A 21,946-nucleotide genomic window follows, 5' to 3' on the forward strand; every position below is an offset into this window, starting at 1 on the left:
AGATGCTTTAAAACACCTTTTCCATTTTGGCAACAATCTCATCAAGGCATAAGTTATTGATGCTGCCCTCATGAGTATGTTTTGTAGCTTTTGGCGACTCAAAAGTGCCATTATCTACCTGCTCGCCCACAATTTTATATGCATCGCGGAAAGGTATTCCCGATGTAACCAACTCATTAAGCGCATCTACCGTAAACAGGTAATCATACTTTTTATCGTCAAGGATATTTTCATTAACCTTGATTTCTTTAATGGAATAATGCGCCATTTCAAGGCAGGATTTCAGTGTTTGCAATGCAGGAAATAACCCTTCTTTAAGCAACTGAAATTCTCTGTGATATCCGCTTGGCAGGTTATTAGTTATCAGCGTAAGTTCGTATGGTAATGCCTGTATTTTGTTACACTTGCCGCGAATTAACTCAAAAATATCCGGGTTCTTTTTATGAGGCATAATGCTGCTACCGGTAGTAAGGTGTTGCGGCAGGCTTATAAAACTAAAATTCTGGCTCAGATACAATGTAATATCCATAGCAAGTTTGGATAGGGTACCTGCTACAGCGGCCATTGCAAAAGCAGTAGTTTTCTCAACCTTGCCACGGCTCATTTGTGCGGCTACTGCATTGTACTTAAGAGTAGCAAACCCCATTTCCTTAGTTGTAAAAGTACGATCGATGGGAAAGGAGCTTCCGTAACCGGCAGCCGATCCTAGCGGGTTCTGGTCGGCTACGGTAAGCGCTGCATTCAGCATCGTTACATCATCAATAAGCGTTTCTGCATATGCCGAAAACCACATACCAAAAGACGATGGCATAGCAACCTGAAAATGCGTATATCCCGGAAGCAGAATATTTTGGTATTGGGTGCTTAAACCAATAAGTAAATCAAAAAGCTCTTTAACCTGGGTTTTTATTGTTAGTATTTCAGCCTTAAGATACAGGTGCACATCAGTTAAAACCTGGTCGTTGCGGGAACGTGCCGTGTGTATTTTTTTACCGGTATCGCCCAGTTTCTCAATTAGCAGATATTCTACTTTGCTGTGCACATCTTCAAATGAATCTTCTATGGTAAAATTACCCGCTTTTATCTGGGTACGTATTTCTTCTAAGGCCGCTACCAATTGTTTACCTTCATCATCCGTAAGCAAACCCACTTTGGCAAGCATTTTAGCCTGGGCCATAGACCCGATAACGTCGTACTCGGCCAATACAAGGTCGAGTTCGCGATCGTTGCCTACGGTAAAAATATCGGTTTTCTTATCAGTTGGTATGCCTTTTTCCCAGAGTTTCATTTTGTGTTTTTTTAAGCCACGAATTACACTAATTCTCACAAATCTATCATGATATATTAATTCGTGTTATTAGTGTAATCCGTGGCGAAATATTTTTAGCCAGCAGATAATTACTGCTCAGATTCAGCAACAGCCTCTTCAGCTTTGTTGCTATTTATATTCAGGAATTTAGAGAGTATTTTTACATATAACGCTATTCCTTCTTCAATTTCGTTTACAAAAATATATTCGTCGGCGCTATGCGAACGGGTTGATAAGCCCGGACCCAGCTTAAGCGATTGACAGCTTAAAACCGACTGGTCGCTAAGGGTAGGGGAACCATAGGTAGTCCTTCCCAGTTCTATGCCTGCCTGCACAAGCGGATGTTCTTTATCTATAGACGAAGAATTAAGGTGTAATGAACGCGGATTTACTCTCACCTTATCTCCAAATTTTGCCGCAAGCTCGGTACGGATGATTTCCAGTACTTCTATATTCGTGTATTTATCGTTAACACGAACGTCTACCACAAGGCTGCATTCTGCCGGTATAACGTTGTGCTGCTTACCCGCGTTTATACCCGTAACTGTCATTTTCATGGGGCCAAGTACATCGCTTACGTGTTCAAAACGATAATTTCTAAACCATTCTATTACAGGTATAGCATTGTATATACTCACATCATCGTTAGGGTGCGCGGCATGGCCAGGAGTTCCTGTAATGGTAACATCAAGTACCAGCAATCCTTTTTCAGCAATGGCAAGTTGCATCTCAGTAGGTTCACCCACAATGGCGAGTTCCAGGTTTGGCAGGTGCTTTAGTACACTGTTTAGTCCTTTCGGCCCACTGCTTTCTTCTTCGGCAGAAGCTACGATTACCACATTATATGGTAAATTTTCTGCCTCATACAAATACGTAAAAGAGGCAATCAACGACACCAGGCAACCACCTGCATCATTACTGCCAAGGCCGTAAAGTTTACCATCTTCTATAGCAGGAGCTAACGGATTTCGAGTATAGCCCTGATTAGGTTTTACGGTATCGTGGTGCGAGTTAAGCAACAATAAAGGTTTACCTGCAACAAAATTTTTATTGTATGCCCAGATATTATTGTTCTCCCTTTTAAAAGGAATATTGTTATTGTTAAACCATGCCTCTATAAGCAGTGCCGTACCTTCTTCTTCAGATGAAAAAGACTGGGTTGAGATCAGCTGCTTTAGCAAAGCTATGGCTTCCTGTGTTAGTGTTTGTATTGTTTTGTCACTCATACAATCGTGTTTCGTTATGCGGTTATCAGGGTATAAATGCTATTTCCTTTCAGCATTTCAGGGCTGCCAATACCTATTTGCGTAACGCCCTGATTTAGCGCGTTAAAACAATTTTCAAGCTTAGGCAGCATACCGGAGTGGATTATACCTTGTTCCCGCAGTGTCTTGTAGGTGCCAAAAGTAAGGTTTTTTATAACGGAATCCTCATTTTCGCTATCCATAAGCACACCTTTTTTCTCAAAGCAATACATCAGTTGTACCTCAAAGTATTTGCTACAGGATACGGCTAGTGTACTGGCTATTGTATCGGCATTAGTGTTAAGCAATTGACCATTTCCGTCGTGTGTAATGGCACAAAATACCGGCACAACATTTTGAGTAATAACTACCCTAAGCAATTCAGCATTTACAGCAAGTACATCGCCTACAAAACCAAAATCTACTACCGCATTTTTACGCTTTTCAGATAGTATAAGGTTACCATCTGCACCGGTAAAACCCATAGCATTACTGCCAAAGGCCTGCAATTGGGCTACAACGTCTTTATTAATAAGCCCTGCATAGGTCATAACCGTAACATCCAACATGGGCTTATCGGTAATCCTTCGGCCTTCATGAAAAACTGCGTTTATGCCAAGCCCCTCAGCGGTTTTAGTAGCAATCTTACCACCGCCATGTACCAGGATTTTATGTCCCTCTAAAGCTGCAAAATCTGCAAGAAAGCTTTTAAGGGCAGCAGGATTGTCTATCACATTGCCACCTATTTTTACTACGGTTAGTTTTGGCTTAGTTTCCTGCATCTTCCAGTATTTTAGTTAAAATAGCCTGAGCCGCATAGGTACGGTTGTTTGACTGAGGTATTACAATAGAACTGTCGCTATCTAGCACAGCATCAGTAACAATCATGTTACGGCGCACAGGCAGGCAGTGCATAAATTTACCATTATCAGTCAGTCCCATTTTTTCAGGAGTAATCGTCCATGATGGATCCTTGCTGGTTATCTTGCCGTAATCAATATAACTGCTCCAGTTTTTGGCATAGATAAAATCGGCATCCTTAAACGCTTCGTCCTGGTCATGGGTAATAGTAACGCCTGTAGTAAACTCAGGGTTAAGCTCATAACCTTCGGGGTGTGTGATTATGAAATCAACATCTGCCTTTTTCATCACTTTTACAAATGAATTAGGCACTGCATGTGGCAGTGCTTTAGGGTGCGGTGCCCATGTAAGCACCACCTTAGGACGAGGCTTTGTCTTATATTCTTCAATGGTAAGTGCATCAGCAACAGCCTGCAACGGGTGTTCTGTAGAACCTTCAAGGCTTAGTACAGGTACCGTAGCATATTTTTTAAAGGCACTTATTACATATTCCTCTTCATCTTTTTCCTTATCTGTAAGGGTAGGAAAACTACGAATGGCAATGATATCACAGTATTGCGAAACCACCTGTGCGGCCTCTTTAATGTGCTCGCTGCTGGCGCCATCCATTACCACGCCATTTTCAAACTCCAGTGTCCAGCCTTCGGTATTAAGGTTCATTACTATAGGGTTCATGCCCAGGTTAAGCGCAGCCTTTTGGGTGCTTAGCCTTGTCCTTAAACTTGGGTTAAAAAATAATAATCCAAGGATTTTATTTTTACCAATTTCCTGATTGGCAAAGGGAGCTGCCTTAATGGCCTTCGCCAAAGATACAAGCCCGTTAAGGTCCTGTATATCGTCTACCGAAGTGAAGTTTTTCATTTGCTTTTTTATTACCTGCAAGGTTTCCAAAACCTTGTAGGTTTATTATTATGTTAATTAAGATGATAAATTGAATACCTACAAGGTTTTCGAAACCTTGCAGGAACCTGAGCTTATATTGATAACGCATTTTTTAATCCCTCAAAAAACACATCTACATCAGCCTTAGTTATAGAAAGTGGAGGGAGGATGCGCAATAGATTCTTCTGAGAAGCATTACCTGTAAAAATATGCTCGTTATAGATAAGTTTTTTGCGAAGCTCAGTTACATCAAAGTCAAATTCAAGGCCCAGCATCAGTCCACGTCCTTTAATGTTTTTAACTTGTGGAATATCTGCTGCTTTATCCTTAAAATAAGCACTGATGGTATTTACATTATCAATAAGGTTTTCTTTTTCGATAACATCCAAAACCGATAACGCCGCAGCACAGGCCAGGTGGTTACCCCCAAAGGTTGTGCCCAGCAAGCCGTATTTAGCCTCAAATTTTGGAGAGATAAGGATGCCGCCGATAGGGAAGCCGTTACCCATGCCTTTTGCCAGAGAAATAACATCAGGAGTAATATTGTGATGTTGGTGCGCAAAAAACTTACCCGAGCGGCCGTAACCGCTTTGTATCTCGTCTAAAATAAGTACAACGTTATTATCATTGCAGGCTTTTTCAATCAATTTAAAAAATTCGGTAGTAGCCTGGTCAAGACCGCCTACGCCCTGTATGCCCTCGATGATAACGCAGCTAGCATCGCCTTTGGCTATTTCAGCCATAAAAGCAGCTTCGTTATTAAGTTCAAGGAAAACAACTTCATGTCCGGCATTAACCGGCGCAACTATAGAGGGGTTATCTGTAGCGGCTACAGCAGCCGATGTACGTCCGTGAAAGGCTTTTTTAAAGGCAATGATCTTCTTTCTCCCATTGTGGAATGATGCCAGTTTCAGGGCATTCTCATTTGCCTCAGCACCTGAGTTACACAGGAACAATGTAAAATCAGGATATCCTGATTGTTCCGGTAGTTTTTTGCCCAGTGCTTCCTGTATAGGATTTTCTATGGAGTTTGAGTAGAAGCCTATTTTAGCCACCTGCTCACTTACTGCTTTTACATATTGCGGGTGGGAGTGCCCGGCAGAAATTACGCCATGGCCTCCGTAAAAATCCAGGTATTCCTGGCCTTTATCGTCCCACACTTTAGCGCCCAGCGCTTTTACCGGGGTAATGTTATATATGGGGTATACGTTAAATAAACTCATCTTTAAATTTGTGGTTTATTGTTTATAGTTTGTTGTTCTCCCCCTTTGGGGCAGGGGGCTGTTAAAACCCCTGAGCTTTCAATTTAAGTCCTGTAGTTTCTTCAAGGCCAAACATAAGGTTCATATTTTCAATAGCCTGTCCGCTTGCACCTTTTATAAGGTTATCTATTACTGACGTTATAAGTAAATATTTACCCTGTTGCTCAAGGCTTATAAAGCAATTGTTCGTTTGTAATACCAGCTTCATATTAACGCTGTTTGTAGTAATCTTTACAAACGGCTCAGATGCATAATATTCAGTATATAATTTTAGGACTGCATCAAAATCAGCAGGAAGTTTAGTATATAATGTTGCAAAAATACCACGCGGAAAATCGCCACGGTTAGGGATAAACAATAACTCTTCGTTAAATGCTTGTTGGGTTAATGCTAAACTTTGAATGATTTCACCTAAATGCTGATGGTTAAATGCTTTATAATGACTCATATTGCCCATTCTCCACGGGTGGTGCGACGTAGCCGATGGCATTACACCCGCGCCCGTACTGCCTGTTGTGGCGTTAATGTGCACAGTGTTGTTGAGTAAATTATGTTTAGCTAATGGGAGCAAAGCCAACTGTATAGCTGTAGCAAAACAACCGGGGTTAGCAATATATTGTGCCGATTTAATAGTATCACGATTCAGTTCCGGCAGGCCATAAACAAAGGTTTTACCTTTAAAATCAGCATCTGCCGTAAGGCGGAAATCATTACCTAAGTCAATTATCTTAGTAGTATTTGAAAAAGTATTGGCTTCTAAAAATGCTAACGATTTACCATGGCCCAAACATAAAAATACTACATCTATATCTGGGTTAACGGCATCGGTAAAATTAATATCGAGTGTGCCATACAGGTCTTCATGTACCGAAGCCACGGGGCTGCCGGCATTAGTAGTACTGTACACAAAATCGATATGCGCTTCAGGATGATTGACTAACAAGCGCAGCAATTCGCCTGCCGTGTAGCCCGATCCTCCTATGATGCCTATGTTAATCATATTTTTCGTTGTTTACGTGCGCATAAATATTCTGCGCATTGCCTACAATTTTGATAAAGCCTTTAGCATCATCTGCGCTCCAGGCGTTGTTTACTTCGCCATACTGCCCAAAGCTGCTGTTCATAAGGTCGTGTTCCGACTCAATACCATCAAGCGAAAAATGATATGGCTTGAGACTTACAGTAACTGTTCCTGTAACTGTTTTTTGAGTATCTTCTAAAAAGGTCTCTATGTTACGCATTACCGGATCAAGGTATTGCCCTTCATGGAAAAGCATGCCATACCAGTTGCCCAGTTGTTCTTTCCAGTATTGTTGCCATTTACCCAGCGTATGTTTTTCCAACAGGTGGTGCGCTTTAATGATGATTAGCGGAGCTGCTGCTTCAAAACCTACACGGCCTTTAATACCTATAATAGTATCGCCCACATGTATGTCGCGTCCTATGGCAAATGCCGAAGCCAGCGCTTCAAGCTTTTGTATGTTAGCCGATGGCTTATCAAATTCATTATTGATACCTTTAAGTTCGCCTTTTTCAAAATGAAGGATAACTTTTTCAGGTTCTGTTTTTTGCAGTTGTGATGGATACGCCGAATCGGGCAGGGGCTGGCCTGAAGTCAGGGTTTCTTTGCCGCCTACGCTTGTACCCCAAATACCTTTGTTTATAGAGTATTGTGCTTTTTCCCAACTGTATTCCACACCGTTTTGTTGCAGGTAAGCTACTTCTTCCTGGCGGCTAAGCTTTAGGTCGCGGATAGGGGTAATGATTTCCATCTCCGGGGCAATGGTCTGGAAAACCAGGTCAAAGCGTATCTGGTCGTTGCCGGCACCAGTACTGCCGTGTGATATGGCTTCTGCACCCACTTTTTTAGCATAGCGCACGGTTTCCAGTGCCTGGAACACACGCTCTGCACTTACCGAAAGGGGATAGGTGTTGTTTTTAAGTACATTGCCATACACCAAATATTTAATGGCTTTATCATAGTACTTATCTATAATATCGAGGTTAAGGTGGTTAGCGCTGCCCAGTTCATAGGCACGCTTTTCTATGGCCTGCAACTCTTCTTCGCCAAAGCCACCGGTGTTAATTAAAATGGTATGAACTTCATACCCCAGTTCGTTCTTTAGGTACTTAAGGCAGTAAGAGGTATCCAAACCTCCGCTGTATGCCAAAACCACTTTTTTACTCATTGTCTTTCTCTTTTTTAAGGAACAGCGCCTGCTTAATACTTTTTAAACGGGCAAGCACTTTGTTATTAAATGTATATTGGTCTTCTTCTTTACTTTTTTTCTCGGCAGGGTCATACAGCATACCGGTGCACAGGCACATTTTGTACTCTTTGCGTTGCAGTATGTCGTAGTTATTACAGCCGCTGCACCCTTTCCAGAAGGATGGGTCATCTGTAAGTTCGCTAAAAGGTACAGGCTTATAACCCAGTTCTGAGTTTATCTTCATTACAGCAAGTCCCGTAGTGATACCAAATATCTTGGCACCGGGATATTTTTCCTGGGAGTAGTTAAATACACGCTCTTTTATTTTCTTGGCAAGGCCAAGATTGCGAAAATCAGGGTGTACAATAAGTCCGGAATTGGCCACAAATTTGCCATGGCTCCAGCTCTCAATGTAGCAAAATCCTGCAAACTTACCGTCGCCTATTGCAATAACGGCATCTTTATGTTGCATCTTAGTAACAATATATTCGGGCGTGCGTTTGGCAATGCCGGTACCGCGCTGTATGGCAGATTCGTACATGGTATCTACAATTTCCTGTGCAAATTTGTAGTGCTCTTCGCTGGCTATTACAATGGATATATTCATTTCAGCTTAAGAAATAAAGTATATAAAGTTCAATAATAAATAAGGATAGTTTCGTGGGATACGGGCAGGACGGACCCACCCAAAATATATGCAGACCGTTAAGGCCTGAAGCGCCTCGGGCTCAGGAAAGAATTAAGGTTGCTGATGTAAGCAAGATCCCCAATTATAGAAGCGGTAAAAACAGATGTGTTTTTCAATATAATTAAAAATAAAAATGAACGGTTAATGCAAATTGCAATTCAGCTTTATTTACGGCTGCAAATGTATATCATTTGAAAAATACATCGCCTAAAAAAATCATAAAAAAATCAATTATCACTAATATGATATAAAATGTTGCAAAATATTGCAGGATGCGTAAAATTATATGATTAATGTATTTGGTAAAGTTAGGGAATTTCTCTCAGTGTAATATTTAATCTAAGAAAAGTCCAGAGCCAATAACATTACTTAAGAGTCTAAATTAACTTCAGGTTAAGAGGGGATTAGTCTATTGTTTGAGCACATTAAATTAGGCTTTTTTTAAGATATTGAATATTTATGAAGCTATATATTTGATTAAACATAAATTGTAAATAATTATGAAAGTATCGTTTATTGCTTACACCGCTTTAGCTGTGTGTGTTATTTCATGCAAAAACAATTCAGCCGATAATACTAAAGTTGTTGAAACTACCGATAGCATTGCCCCTGATAATGAAAAGGCAAACGCTACAGTTGTGACTGAACAAATAAACTGGGATGATGTGCCTGAACTGAATAATATAGGAGATTATCCTTTTCTTACATCGCCGGAAGGAATTGATGTTCAGGACTGGGGAGATAAGAAAGATGGGATTTCAGAAATATTTGATCTGAGAAAATGGGAAGTATATAACGGGACAGGCATTACAGCAGTAGAAGGAAAACTGGCAGTACTGCGCTACGTTGAAGATACAAGTAACGGACTGAAATATGACCAGTATATTTTTGACCGCAGTTTTTCAGATTATCTTGAAAAGTCAGGAGCTAAGAAAATTTACAGCGGTAAGTTTCCGGAGGATGAAGCGATAAGAGAAAAACTTAAGGAGAATATGTATAGTGGTAAGTATGTTACTTATGGGCTGTCTGACGATGAACCGTTTACCGTTTATGTTTTAAAAAACAAAGGCAAAAAGTATATAATTACACTGCAGTCAAATTCTGCTGCAGGACATATCTATATTGTAGAGCTAAAAGATTTTAACCAGACAATTACTCCTTACAAAGCTAAAGAGATTGAGAAAGACCTTAAAGACAAGGGCAAAGCGGTGTTATATATTAACTTTGATACAGACAAAGCAACCTTAAAGCCCGACGGAAAACAAATTGTAGATATTATAAATGAAGTGCTAAAGAGCGATAATGCGCTTAAACTCTCCATCAACGGTTATACTGATAATACAGGATCTACTGAACACAACCAAAAATTATCGCTTAGCCGTGCAGAAACGATTAAAAATACTTTGGTGTCGATGGGTATAAGCTCTGCAAGGTTACAAACAAAAGGCTATGGGGCTGATATGCCATTAGCGGCTAACGACAGCGAAGAGAATAAAGCTAAAAATCGTAGGGTAGAGTTAATTAAGCTCTAAAAATATTTTATTAGCGGTTTTGTAAATATATAATCCGGTTGCAGTATAGCAGCCGGATTTATTTTTTATGTCCGGTTTCTCTCAAAAATATTGTCAGCAACAATGCAGTAAGAATACCAAACACAAAGAATAACACGGCGCCTGCAAAATGAGCTTCTTTATTGGCTGTAGTAAGCAAAGAATTTCCATAAATGTAACTAAACAATGGCCCAAGTAATGAGGTAACCCCAAAGGTTATAAAGTTGATAGCCCCGGTAGCACTGCCTTTAACCCAGTCTGGGTTAACCTCTTTTATAATGGCATAAGGAAGCATGGCTACTCCGGATGCTATGCCTAAAATAAGGGGAGTAATATAAGGGTGGAGAAGTGTGGGGAAATATGCAAGTTGCAGCAGGCTTAAGGCCATAATACTTGCCCCAAGTGCCAGCACTTTTTTACGGCTTCCGGTTTTATCGGCCAGCCAGCCCATAAGCGGACATCCGATAGCCCAGCCTATAGGCACTATAGCCCAGGTAATTGTTGCGGCTGTATAATCAAGACCACGGCCACTCTGGAAAAATGCCACACCCCAGGTCATTGCAAAAACAGTAGTAGGAGCAAAGAGTAACCCCGATACTAGACCGCACATATAGCTCTGGATATTTGAAAACACAATTTTATAGGGCAGCAATATTGATGTATTCGATTTTGATACAGGTACAATTTTATCTTTAGGAGTTTTTCCAAAAACAAAGCCGCCAATGATTAGTGATAAAACACCAATAATGATCCAGAAAGCTGCAAGCCCTAAACCATTTTTAAAGAGGGGAGCTGATATGAATTGACCCGCCGACCCGCCCAACATACCAAGGCTTTGCGTAGCACCTATAGCGGTAGCAAGGTGTTTTGGCGAAAAGGCCCGCACGGCAAGGTACACACACGCAGGAAATGCAATTGCCGAACCCATGCCCTGTAATAACCTGCCCGTGTAGCCTGCATACACATCGCTAACGGCAAATAATATACAGCCTATTCCTAATATTACTGTACCTGCAATAAGTGGGTTTTTAGCGCCCATGCGGTCTATAAGTAGTCCTGCAGCCAGGCTGATAACAGAATAAGTTACATAGTACATACCTATAAGGCCGCTAACGGCAGCTGTTGGTAATGCAAATGCGATACCCAGTTCTGGTATCATTATGCTTGGAGCCGAGCGTACTGCATATTCTAAAGCATAGAATAGCAGGCCAAGTACCCATGCAGATATAAATGTTTTTTGTGTGGTTTTATCAGGACGTATTGAGGTAGTCATTATAATATTGTTTCAAAACGAAACAATAAATTTACTATATGAAAGTGTAGTAATCACACTATAAATTTATTATATGAAAACTATTACGCTATGTGCAATTTTTTAAGTGTAAAATTATTGGTCTGTTAAAAAACATCCATGTATTTCTACTCATGTCTTTTGAGAAACAAATCTAATTATAGGATACATTATTTTTACTTAGTTTCAAATACATATAAAAAATCATTGAAAGTACTTATAAAGATCACTTTGGTACTCTTTGTAAGATTGCTTCGTTCCTCGCAATGACGGTACGGATTGGAACGCTTTTCACACGCTGTCTTTGCGAGGGAGGAACGAGCGCGGCAATCTAATAAGTCAAGAATATTAGGTTTATGATATAAAAAAAACGCTTCGGTAAAGAAGCGTTTGATTATAAAAAAACAATTACTATTTATGTTTTGTAAATGGCGGCAGCAACTTACTGCAAACCTCGCCAAAGCCTATACGTACATCATTATTCTGGCAGTAACCGCGCATTATAACGCTGTCACCATCGTTTATAAACTTGCGTTCTGTGCCATCTTTAAGCGTAAGCGGGTTTTTACCGCCCCATGTAAGTTCCAGCATTGATCCAAAACTATCTTCGGTAGGGCCGCTTATCGTGCCGCTGCCCATAAGGTCGCCACTGTTTACGCGGCAACCGTTAATAGTATGATGCGCCAGCTGCTGTGCCATACTCCAGTACATATATTTAAAGTTACTGTTGCTAATCACGGTTTCTTCGCCGCCTTCGGGCTCTATTGCTACCTGCAAATTAATATCATAAGCATGAGCACCTTCCTGCTGAAGGTATTCCAGCGGCTTAGGCTCCTGCTCAGGGCCTTTGGTACGGAATGGTTCCAACGCATCCAAAGTTACAATCCATGGTGATACAGAAGAGGCAAAATTCTTTGCAAGGAAGGGGCCAAGTGGCACATATTCCCATTTCTGGATATCGCGTGCGCTCCAGTCATTAAACAGCACAAGGCCAAAGATATGCTCTTCTGCTTCTTCTACAGGAACAGATTCGCCCATTATATTGGCATCAGTAGTAATAAATGCCATTTCAAGTTCAAAGTCTACCAGTTTTGAAGGACCAAAAACAGGCTGCGTTTCGCCGTTAGGCAATGTTTGCCCTAAAGGCCTGTGCACCGGTATGCCGCTTGGTACAATAGTGCTTGAACGCCCATGATACCCTACAGGCAGGTGCAGCCAGTTAGGCAACAGTGCATTTTCTGGGTCGCGGAACATCTTTCCAACATTAGTAGCGTGTTCTTTACTGCTATAAAAATCGGTATAATCACCTATAAGTACAGGCAACTGCATTTCTACATCTTCAATCTTAAAAACTACAACTTCTTTATGCGCTTCGTTATCTTTTAAGGTTGTATTGTTAGCATCAAATATTTCTGCAATACGGTTACGCACAGCTCTCCATGTTTTTTTTCCGTCAGATATAAAATCGTTTAGCGTATCCTGCATAAACATATCGTCTGTTAATTCAATGCCTTCAAAATAATTAAGTTGTTGCAGGGCACCCAGGTCTATGGCATTATCGCCAATGCGGGTACCTATGGTAACTACATCATCTTTAGTTATAAACACCCCAAACGGAATGTTTTGTATCGGGAAATCGCTGTTATCAGGCACATTAAGCCAGGATTTTCTTGTAATATCGTTTGCTGTTAGCGGCATATCTTTAGTTTGTGTATTGTATATTGTTAATGTTTGTGTCGTTGTATCAAATATACTTTTGTCTGGTATTTTACCAAACGTTTTTTGTACTTTTGGCAGCAAATTAACGAAAAATAATACAATGCAACGCGACGAACAAATTTTTGACTTAATTCTTGAAGAACAGGACAGGCAAATACATGGCCTTGAGCTGATAGCATCTGAAAATTTTGTGAGCGACCAGGTAATGGAAGCTGCAGGATCTGTGCTTACAAATAAATATGCTGAGGGCTACCCGGGCAAGAGGTACTATGGCGGATGCGAAGTAGTAGACGTTATAGAACAAATAGCTATAGACAGGGCTAAGGCATTATTTGGCGCTGAGTATGCTAACGTACAGCCACACTCAGGCTCTCAGGCTAACGCATCTGTATTTCATGCGTGCCTTAAACCGGGCGATAAAATTTTAGGTTTTGACCTTTCTCACGGTGGACACCTTACACATGGCTCTCCGGTAAACTTTTCTGGCCGTTTATACAACCCCGTATTTTATGGAGTAGAAAAAGAAACAGGTCGTTTAAATTATGACAAGATACAGGAAATAGCTACTGCCGAAAAGCCTCAGATGATTATTGCCGGTGCTTCTGCATACAGCCGTGATATGGATTTTGCACGTTTCCGTGAAATTGCAGACAGCGTGGGCGCTATCCTTTTAGCTGATATATCTCATCCTGCAGGGCTTATAGCCAAAGGGCTTATGAACGATCCTATACCACATTGCCACATTGTAACAACCACTACCCACAAAACCCTTCGCGGGCCAAGGGGAGGGCTTATACTTATGGGTAAAGATTTTGAAAACCCTTGGGGCCATAAAACACCAAAAGGCGAAATTAGAATGATGTCTGCACTGTTAGACTTAGCTGTTTTTCCTGGTAACCAGGGTGGGCCTTTAGAGCATATTATTGCTGCAAAGGCAGTTGCTTTTGGCGAAGCGTTAAGCGATGAGTTCTTTGCTTACGCAAGACAATTACAAAAAAATGCTAAAGTTATGGCCGATGCTTTTGTAAAGCGCGGATATGATATTATTAGTGGCGGTACAGATAACCACATGATGCTTATTGACCTTCGTAATAAAAATATTAGCGGTAAAGAAGCTGAAAACGCTCTTGTTAAGGCTGAAATTACGGTTAATAAGAACATGGTTCCGTTTGATGACAAGAGTCCGTTTGTAACCTCTGGTATACGCGTGGGTACTGCTGCCATTACAACCCGCGGACTTGTAGAAGCTGATATGGAAACTATTGTAGACCTTATAGACAGGGTTATTACAAACCATACTGATGAAGCAGTTCTTGAAGAAGTAGCAGATTTAGTTAATGATATGATGAGCGAAAGGCCAATCTTTGTTTTCTAAAAAAAGCAAATATATCTATATATCAAAATCCTCCGTAAGGGGGATTTTTTTATACCTAAAATACAGATTTTTAATTTCTTATTGTTACATTTAGAGGACTAATCAATATAATTTTTCACGCTATGAAAAAGACATTACTTATTTTAAGCTGCCTTGCCATCATTGGATGTTCTAATGATGACAAAGCAAAAGAAACTACTGCTGCATCACTTATAGGCAACTGGCAACTGACAGCGCAGTATGGCAGCGATGGCGGAAGCAACAGCGGCTGGGTGCCGGTGCAAATGGGCTATGCCATGAAGTTTAATGAAAACGGAACCTTTACATCTCAGAAGTACGCAGAATGTACTGAAGGAACATATACGGTTTCTGGAAACAAGCTAAAACTGGATTATGGATGCGAAGGTTTTACTACCGGAGCAGAATCGCCGGCAGGAATTTTTGTAGAAGAAGTTAGTTTTGAAAATGGATCATTAATTCTTAACCCTACCTATGCAACTTGTGATGAAGGATGTTGGGTAAAATTTGAAAGGACAGGAGAGTTTGTAGTATATTAAGGTATAATAAAAAAAACAAACCTCTATAAAAAGCGAAGACCCGAGGGTGGAAGCCCCTGGGTCTTACCATTAAAGACCCATAACATGATCAATAATGAGCTGCAAAAGTAGGGTATAGGTTTACAATTTCCTAACATAAACAGATGTTTTTTGAAAATAATTTATATTAGTACTGATAAACAATATCTTAAAGTATCGGGCAATTTTACTTTATGACCAAATCAAATTTTGTTAGCAAGCCTTTAAGACCTTCAGTAGTGAAAATAGCTTTTTTAAGTTTATTTTTTTCAGGATCTATTGTAAAGTTATAGGCAGTACTAAAATCGGTTTTATTAGCTGTGGTATCAATAAATACACTTTTGTGCAGATTACAATTATCAAATACAGATCCGGTTATATCAGCTTCCATAAAATCTACTGCAATCATGCTACAATTTTCGAATAATGTGTTGCGCATTTTAAAGGCATAAAATTTAGTATAGTCCAGCTTACAGTCCTTAAAGGCAAATTTAAAAAGGAGCTTATCTACGGTTACAAAATTTACTTCTGTAAAATCGCAGCCGGTAAATTGTACATCTCTAAAAGAAACATAATTTATTCTTGCTTTTGCAAAGTTGCAGTTTATAAAAATACAATCTATAAATGCGACACCAGAAAAATCGACAGCACTAAAATCGCAATCATCAAATGTACAGCGTTCAAAATCATGATATATTATTTCTCTTTCAAAAAAAATACTGCCCGAATATTGCTTGTTTATTATATAGTCTGCCATTAATGTTATATTTATTACAAAAGTACATTAATGGATTATACTTTTTGAAATATAAAAAAAGTCATCTTTATTTATCAAATATATTTGAATTCCGGATTCCAAAATTATAACTGAAAATTAATTAGTTAGAGCTAATTATATAAACCTTTATAAAATGCAATAATATTATTTATTGTAAAATAGACGACTATGCACCTCTCTAATTAGTTTCATATATATATATATGACTTATAATATATATTATGTAAAATAAAAGGTAAAAAAATAAACCGGACTATTACCCGGCTTAAATTATGTTATTTAACTGTAAATGGTACTTCCAGCTTTTCCCAGCTTAGTACTACACCTGTTTTAGTAATAGTATATGTAAGGCTTTCTGCAAGTTTGTCAACTTTTTTTGTTTTAACTGTTACACGCAAAGCATCTTGTTTCTCATTATATTTATAAGCTCCCCATTGTTTAGCTTCTTTATTAAATATAACTGTAGCTGTACCGTTCTCTTGTGGAATAATAAATAATGAATATGTACCTGCGGCAAGGTCTTTACCTTCAACTTTTATTGCTTTACTTGTTTCAAAAGTTGTAGCATCGTTAGCACCTGCACGCCATACTTGTCCGTATGGTACAAGGCTTCCCCATATTTGGCGGCCTTTAACAAATGGGCTGTTATATTTAATTGTAATAGCGGCTCCGTTAATTGTGCCTTTAGCTTCGGCCGCAGGACTTGCCGGTTTCTTTTCCTGTGCAACGGCACTGTTTACAGATACAAGCGCTACAAATAGCAACGCCAATTTTGCAATAAGTTTCATTTTTAAATTGTTTTATTGTTGTGCTTGTAAAGTTATAAAGACTCTTCTTAAATATTAAATTTTAACAAACCTTTATGTGTTTTTACTGTAAGTATTTCTTTCATTGCTTTTTAAAAAATAGTATTTTTAGCATCAAACTTTCATTTGATGAAAAACCCTGTTGCCCAAAAGGTTGCTGATTTTTTAAAGCATTATCCACCTTTTAGTAGTCTTACTCCAGATAACCTTTTTGCTATTGCTGAGGCTTCAAGGCTATTATATCTTGATAAAAACCAGACGCTTTTTAAAGGGGGCGATCATATTCATACTGATTTTTACATAGTTAATACAGGTGTTGTAGGGCTTTCGCTTACGTCAGATGCCGAGGAAATGCTTATAGACAAATGTGATGAAGGCGATATACTGGGCTTGCGCCCTTTCTTTGCAAAGAATGATTACCTGATGACGGCGCGTGCCCGCGAAGAAGCCACAGTATATGCAATTCCGATTACTTTTTTTGAGCAGTTTATAACAGGAAACTCAAAAGTACTTGAATTTTTATTAGAAAGTTTTGCATCGCAAACACGTAATCCATTAGACAGGGAACGTAGCGGTCGTTTACTTTCTGAAAATACAATTTACAGCGACCAGGATGTTGATATCCAATACTTTCAACCTATAAAATATACACGCAATCCTATTACGGCAAATCCGGATGATGTATTAATGTATATTGCAAAAACAATGGCTAACAGTGCTATTGGCAGTGTCATTATTCAAAAAGACCAACTGCCAATAGGTATTATAACCGACAGGGACCTGAGGGCAAAAATAGCAACGGGCCTGCTTCCTATTACTTCGATAGCTACCGAGGTTATGACCAGCCCTGTAATTACTGTACCGGAAAACATATCAGTTGCAGAAGCCCAGATGATTATGCTTAAACATAATGTAGGCCACCTGTGTGTAACGCGCGACGGTACTGATAATACAGCTGTTAGCGGTATAATTTCTGAGCATGATGTGGTTGCCGCACAGGCAAATACTCCGGGAGTTTTATTAAAACAAACCCGCAGGTCGGCAAATAATAAGGAACTAAAGTATGTACGAGAAAAACTTACAGATCTTATACAGAACTCTATAGATAAGAATATCCCTATTTCGCACATTTCTAATATTGTGGCTGAGATAAATATAGCGCTTACCCGTAGGGCTATAGAACTGGCTGTAACTAAAATAGGCAGCCCCCTCCTGTTCGTTTTGTATGGATGAACATTGGCAGTCAGGGACGCAAAGAACAACTTTTACGTACAGACCAGGATAATGCGCTGATATTTGAAGATGTAGCGCCGGAACAACATGATACTGTAAAACGCTACTTTATGGAACTTGCTGAACTGGTTACAGAGTCCTTGAATAAAGTAGGCTACGAATTTTCTCCGCATAATATTGTTGCAAGAAATCCTAAATGGTGTAAGTCTTTAACAGACTGGATAAAACAATATAATGAGTGGACAAACACACCCCGTGAAAAAGATATTGAAGTAAGTACACTTTTCTTTGATTTCGATTTTATATATGGTTTCCCCGCTATTGAAGAAGTGATAATTGATACTATAAACCAAAATATTACCCGAAACAAGAAGTTTTTTGCATTCCTTGCATCAGATACTCTTAAAAACCCTGCCCCACTTGGATTTTTCAGGCAGTTTTTATTGGAGAGTGACGGCGAGCATAAAGATAATTTTGATATAAAAGCACGCGCACTTGAGCCGCTTATTGATGCTGCGCGCCTGCTTGCCCTAAGCCAGGGCCTTACCGAAATAACAAATACCTACCACAGGTTTAAAAAACTTGCTGAGCTTGAGCCTCAAAATGCAGAACTTTATGAAGAATGTTCTGAAGCATTTAATACCCTGCAGCGCTTTAGGACTGAGGAAGGCCTTATAAACGATTCTAATGGCAGGTACTTAAACCTTAATGAGTTATCTAAAACAGATAAAGTAAAACTTAAAAACTGTTTTCAGCCCATAACAGATGTACAGGATATGATCAAGAACCGATTTTCTTTAACTTACTTAAGCTAATATTATGGCATTTGAATGGCTTACCGGCAGCAATCCGCAGTTTTGGAAAAACTATCTTTCCCTCTTTGAGAATGATAATAATACGGGTAAAAAACGTTTTGTGGTTTTTGATATGGAAGCTACCGGGCTCGACTTTAAAGAAGATACGATACTATCTATAGGTGCTATGGGCGTTAATGATGGTGGCATTTCTATTGGCGATTTTTTTCAGGCTTATGTTGCTCGCGAGCAATTCAGTCCACGATCTGTAGCATTGCAGGATGTGGTAAAAGACACAAATGAAACGGTCGTAGAAGCCGAAGCAATGATACAATTTTTAAATTTTATTAAAGATGCTACACTGGTAGGCCATAACATAAACCTTGATATTGAAATGCTTAATCAGGCACTTAAAAGGCTAGAACTGGGCAGGCTCAAAAATGATGTTATGGATACAAACGTATTGTTTAAACGCTGGAAAGGAAATACTGATGATAGCCAGTATACGCTTGACGAACTTTGCGATGCGCTTAAAATTGATAAGACAGACCGGCATACTGCATGGGGTAATGCATACACTACTGCAATGGTATTTTTAAAGCTGAAAAATAAGCTGGGTATTTAAGAAATTTACTGTGCTTCCGGAAGTAAGATAACAAATGTGGTTCCCTGCCCCTGAACAGATTCTACATATATTGCACCATTATGATGGTTTACAATACGACGGCAAATAGCAAGGCCTATACCACTACCGGAATATTCTGAACGGGAATGCAGCCTTTTAAACACTTCAAATATTTGCTTTTTATATTGTTCTTCTATACCAATACCATTATCCCGTACTTCGATTTTATAATACTGCACCGGTAAGGGCGACTTAATGTAAAGTGCTACTTCTGCCCTGCTTATTTTTCCTGAACTAATGTTAATGGTTGGTATTTTACCGGCTTCAACAAATTTAAGAGCATTGCCCACCAGGTTATAAAACAACTGGTTCATTTGTAGGGATACTGCTTCAATTTCCGGAAGGTGCCCTATGTGCACTACAGCCCCGCGTTCTTCAATGAGCAACTCAAAATCGTGTATTATATTCTTTACAATATTCTCAATATTTGTTTTTACAAAGCGTACATCCGGGCTAAGTAGCCTCGAAAACTCAAGCAGGTCTTTTATCAGCAGCGACATCCGGTCTGAAGCCTTTACAATTTTATCAATTGTAAGAGCATGTATGTTATCAACATCCCTGTCTTTTAACAGGTTGCTGAACATACTTATTTTTCGCAATGGCTCCTGAAGGTCATGGCTTGCTACATAAGCATATTGTTCCAGCTCCTGATTAGTATTTATAAGTTTCAGGTTTATTTCTTCAAGTTCGTAATTTGCTTTTTGTAATGCTTCTGTACGTTCTTTAACCTCATTTTCAAGGGCTAGTTGTATTTTTTTTGTTGCAGTAATATCCTGGGCAGTACCACGCAGCATATACGGTTTTCCACTATTGTCACGAAAAGCTTTACCCTGTGCGTGTAAAATACGTTCTCTGCCTGTAATACGGCTTATAACCCTAAATTCTTCGTCATAATGCCCGTCAGATTCTAATGCTAATGCACCATCAACAGCGTCAGCAATACGCTGCCTGTCATCAGGATGTATAGAATTAATAACATCATTAAGGTCTTCAATAGCGCCGGTTAACCCAAACCATTCTAAAACTCTTTCAGAATAATCTACCACTCCTGTAGAAGGATCTACCGTCCAGGTACCAAGTTCTGCAAGCTCTATGGCACCTCTCAGGGCAGTTTCTGTTTCGCGCAAAGCTTCCTGGGCTTTAATTGTTTCTGTTACATCAATTGCAATATCAAGAACCGCATATATTTTTCCGTTGCCGTCATAAAGCGGCGAATAGCTTACATTATAAAAATTTTGGGTAAGCACACCATTTCTCATAATGTTTACCTGTCTTCCAAAGTGGTGTGTTTTTATACCTTTTGCAAAAACTTCGCGCATGAGGTCAATAGATGCCTGGCCTTCCATTTCAGGCATGCTTTGCAGTAAGGGCAAACCTTCCATTTCTTCACGCGTGCGGCCTACAAAACGCAAAAACTCATTATTCATCAAATCTGCAACAAGCTCTTCTCCTTTAAATACAGCCACAGCAGCCTGGGCAGAATATATAACCGACCTGAATTTTTCTTCGCTGGCAGCAATTTCTTTAAGTGCCCGGTTACGGTCGCTCACATCATTAGCAAGTATCACTATACCACTTATTTCTCCATGTTCATTCCTGAATGGTGAATAGGTAAAATCAACATATACATCTGTGAGTAGATTATCGTGCGTTAGCTTTACAAGCGTATCATATCCCCTATGAGGTATCCCGGTATTATAAACCCCATCAAGCAGTTCTAAAAATCCCTGTCCTTTAATTTCTGGAAGTGCTTCTGATAACGGCAGGCTTATGATGCTTTCATCTTTACCCCATATTTTGAGAATCATTTCGTTGGCAATTTCCACCACCATATCCTTACCTGTAAGAAAACCAATGGCCATAGGACTTTGCTCTGTAACATTCCTGAAACGGGCCTCGCTTTCTAAAAGCCTTCGTTTAGATACTACCCTATCGGTAACATTTACAGCCGTATTCATAATCGCATAAACCTCGCCCTGCCTGTTAAATAACGGTTTATAGGTAAAATCAAAATAATACGTATCAAGTACACCATCTACCGCAAGGTATGCGGGCTCATCGGTTACAGTATAAATTTCTCCGGTAGTAAAAACATTATCAAGTATCTGCAAAAAGGGCTGACCTTCAAGCTCGGGAACGGCATCAGCCAGTTTCTGACCTATAATGGCGCGCGTTTTACCCCAAAAACTCAGGATAACATCATTAGCAATACCTACTACAAGCTCCCTGCCCACATAAAGCCCTATGGCCACAGTAGATTCGGCTATAATGTTTGCCAATGTCTCCTGGCTTTTTCCTGGCTGAAATGCATTATTAAATGCTTTTTGCACCGTTCCATAAATCACATCTTCATCATTTACAGTAACGCGTTTGCCTTTTACAATAATATGGGTGTTAGAATTGTGTGGTAAATAACTCAAGCTTATCTCGCCGGTAATAAGTGCCCGCTGAATTGCTGCTGAAACATGTGGCAGGTCATCAGCATCTGTAAGTGTAAATATGTTATTGTAAGGGCCGGTGGCATGCGGGTACCCAAAGAGCAGCTGTGACCTTTCATCAAGGGTTACAATTCCTGTGGCTTCATTAAATAACCATACACCTATACCAGAGGCATTAATTACCAGGCTAAGGTCAACATTATTAAGGCCAGGGTGCTGCATACTATTTTAAAGAATTTATCTAAA

Annotated in this window: 19 protein-coding genes; 6 read left to right on the forward strand and 13 right to left on the reverse strand. The window is 39.6% G+C overall.

Features of this window, described 5'->3' with window-relative positions:
- Positions 1-7 precede the first annotated feature (7 nt).
- The 8 genes from argH to DYH63_RS07180 form a co-directional block, all read right to left on the reverse strand.
- Complete coding sequence (gene argH / locus DYH63_RS07145; protein ID WP_116788152.1) at positions 8-1,288, reverse strand: argininosuccinate lyase; 1,281 nt, start codon at positions 1,286-1,288, stop codon at positions 8-10.
- 110 nt (positions 1,289-1,398) lie between these two features.
- Positions 1,399-2,535 carry a M20 family metallo-hydrolase gene (locus tag DYH63_RS07150; RefSeq protein ID WP_116788153.1) on the reverse strand — a complete coding sequence of 379 codons (1,137 nt, stop codon included), beginning with the start codon at positions 2,533-2,535 and terminating at the stop codon, positions 1,399-1,401.
- A 14-nt stretch (positions 2,536-2,549) separates the two neighbouring features.
- Positions 2,550-3,335 carry an acetylglutamate kinase gene (argB, locus tag DYH63_RS07155; protein WP_116788154.1) on the reverse strand — a complete coding sequence of 262 codons (786 nt, stop codon included), beginning with the start codon at positions 3,333-3,335 and terminating at the stop codon, positions 2,550-2,552.
- A complete protein-coding gene (locus DYH63_RS07160) occupies positions 3,322-4,275 on the reverse strand; it encodes an N-acetylornithine carbamoyltransferase (RefSeq protein WP_116790764.1) in 954 nt (317 codons plus the stop codon). The genes argB and DYH63_RS07160 overlap by 14 nt, the downstream gene beginning before the upstream one ends.
- Before the next feature lie 113 nt (positions 4,276-4,388).
- Entirely contained in the window at positions 4,389-5,519 is a 1,131-nt protein-coding gene (locus DYH63_RS07165) for an aspartate aminotransferase family protein (RefSeq protein WP_116788155.1), read from the reverse strand.
- Positions 5,520-5,580: 61 nt separating this feature from the next.
- Entirely contained in the window at positions 5,581-6,558 is a 978-nt protein-coding gene (gene argC, locus DYH63_RS07170; protein ID WP_116788156.1) for an N-acetyl-gamma-glutamyl-phosphate reductase, read from the reverse strand.
- The gene (locus DYH63_RS07175; protein WP_116788157.1) at positions 6,551-7,747 is read right to left on the reverse strand and encodes an argininosuccinate synthase; all 1,197 of its coding nucleotides are present in this window, start codon (positions 7,745-7,747) and stop codon (positions 6,551-6,553) included. The genes argC and DYH63_RS07175 overlap by 8 nt, the downstream gene beginning before the upstream one ends.
- Entirely contained in the window at positions 7,740-8,375 is a 636-nt protein-coding gene (locus tag DYH63_RS07180) for a GNAT family N-acetyltransferase (protein WP_116788158.1), read from the reverse strand. The genes DYH63_RS07175 and DYH63_RS07180 overlap by 8 nt, the downstream gene beginning before the upstream one ends.
- 581 nt (positions 8,376-8,956) lie before the next feature.
- On the opposite strand from DYH63_RS07180, the gene DYH63_RS07185 reads away from it, so the two are divergent.
- Entirely contained in the window at positions 8,957-9,988 is a 1,032-nt protein-coding gene (locus DYH63_RS07185) for an OmpA family protein (protein WP_116788159.1), read from the forward strand.
- A gap of 58 nt (positions 9,989-10,046) precedes the next feature.
- Here the strand turns inward: DYH63_RS07185 and DYH63_RS07190 are convergent, their stop codons facing one another.
- Together DYH63_RS07190 and fahA are read right to left on the reverse strand one after the other, a co-directional pair.
- On the reverse strand, positions 10,047-11,279 hold the full coding sequence (locus DYH63_RS07190; protein WP_116788160.1) for an MFS transporter: 1,233 nt from the start codon (positions 11,277-11,279) through the stop codon (positions 10,047-10,049).
- Positions 11,280-11,708: 429 nt separating this feature from the next.
- On the reverse strand, positions 11,709-12,995 hold the full coding sequence (gene fahA, locus DYH63_RS07195) for a fumarylacetoacetase (protein WP_116790765.1): 1,287 nt from the start codon (positions 12,993-12,995) through the stop codon (positions 11,709-11,711).
- 121 nt (positions 12,996-13,116) lie between these two features.
- Here fahA and glyA point away from each other — a divergent pair, with 121 nt between their 5' ends.
- Positions 13,117-14,391: a serine hydroxymethyltransferase gene (gene glyA / locus DYH63_RS07200; RefSeq protein WP_116788161.1), complete on the forward strand. Its 1,275-nt coding sequence runs from the start codon at positions 13,117-13,119 to the stop codon at positions 14,389-14,391.
- Positions 14,392-14,513: 122 nt separating this feature from the next.
- Entirely contained in the window at positions 14,514-14,948 is a 435-nt protein-coding gene (locus DYH63_RS07205; RefSeq protein WP_116788162.1) for a lipocalin-like domain-containing protein, read from the forward strand.
- 205 nt (positions 14,949-15,153) lie between these two features.
- Here the strand turns inward: DYH63_RS07205 and DYH63_RS07210 are convergent, their stop codons facing one another.
- Positions 15,154-15,723 (reverse strand): pentapeptide repeat-containing protein, encoded by a 570-nt coding sequence (locus DYH63_RS07210; protein WP_116788163.1) that lies wholly within the window; start codon positions 15,721-15,723, stop codon positions 15,154-15,156.
- Between the two features lie 296 nt (positions 15,724-16,019).
- A complete protein-coding gene (locus DYH63_RS07215) occupies positions 16,020-16,532 on the reverse strand; it encodes a DUF2911 domain-containing protein (protein WP_116788164.1) in 513 nt (170 codons plus the stop codon).
- 147 nt (positions 16,533-16,679) lie between these two features.
- Between DYH63_RS07215 and DYH63_RS21755 the strand changes: the two genes are divergently transcribed.
- Genes DYH63_RS21755 through DYH63_RS07225 form a run of 3 tightly spaced genes read left to right on the forward strand, consistent with a single transcriptional unit; the run spans position 16,680 to position 19,202 of the window.
- Complete coding sequence (locus tag DYH63_RS21755) at positions 16,680-17,783, forward strand: CBS domain-containing protein (RefSeq protein WP_369692831.1); 1,104 nt, start codon at positions 16,680-16,682, stop codon at positions 17,781-17,783.
- Positions 17,780-18,598 carry a putative nucleotidyltransferase substrate binding domain-containing protein gene (locus DYH63_RS21760; protein ID WP_369692832.1) on the forward strand — a complete coding sequence of 273 codons (819 nt, stop codon included), beginning with the start codon at positions 17,780-17,782 and terminating at the stop codon, positions 18,596-18,598. Before DYH63_RS21755 ends, DYH63_RS21760 begins: the two co-directional genes overlap by 4 nt.
- Before the next feature lie 4 nt (positions 18,599-18,602).
- Entirely contained in the window at positions 18,603-19,202 is a 600-nt protein-coding gene (locus tag DYH63_RS07225) for a 3'-5' exonuclease (protein ID WP_116788165.1), read from the forward strand.
- Between the two features lie 5 nt (positions 19,203-19,207).
- Here DYH63_RS07225 and DYH63_RS07230 read toward each other — a convergent pair whose 3' ends face one another.
- Positions 19,208-21,922: a PAS domain-containing sensor histidine kinase gene (locus DYH63_RS07230; protein ID WP_116788166.1), complete on the reverse strand. Its 2,715-nt coding sequence runs from the start codon at positions 21,920-21,922 to the stop codon at positions 19,208-19,210.
- Positions 21,923-21,946: the final 24 nt, after the last annotated feature.

It is taken from the genome of Flavobacterium psychrotrophum (assembly GCF_003403075.1).
Classification (GTDB): Bacteria; Bacteroidota; Bacteroidia; order Flavobacteriales; family Flavobacteriaceae; genus Flavobacterium; species Flavobacterium psychrotrophum.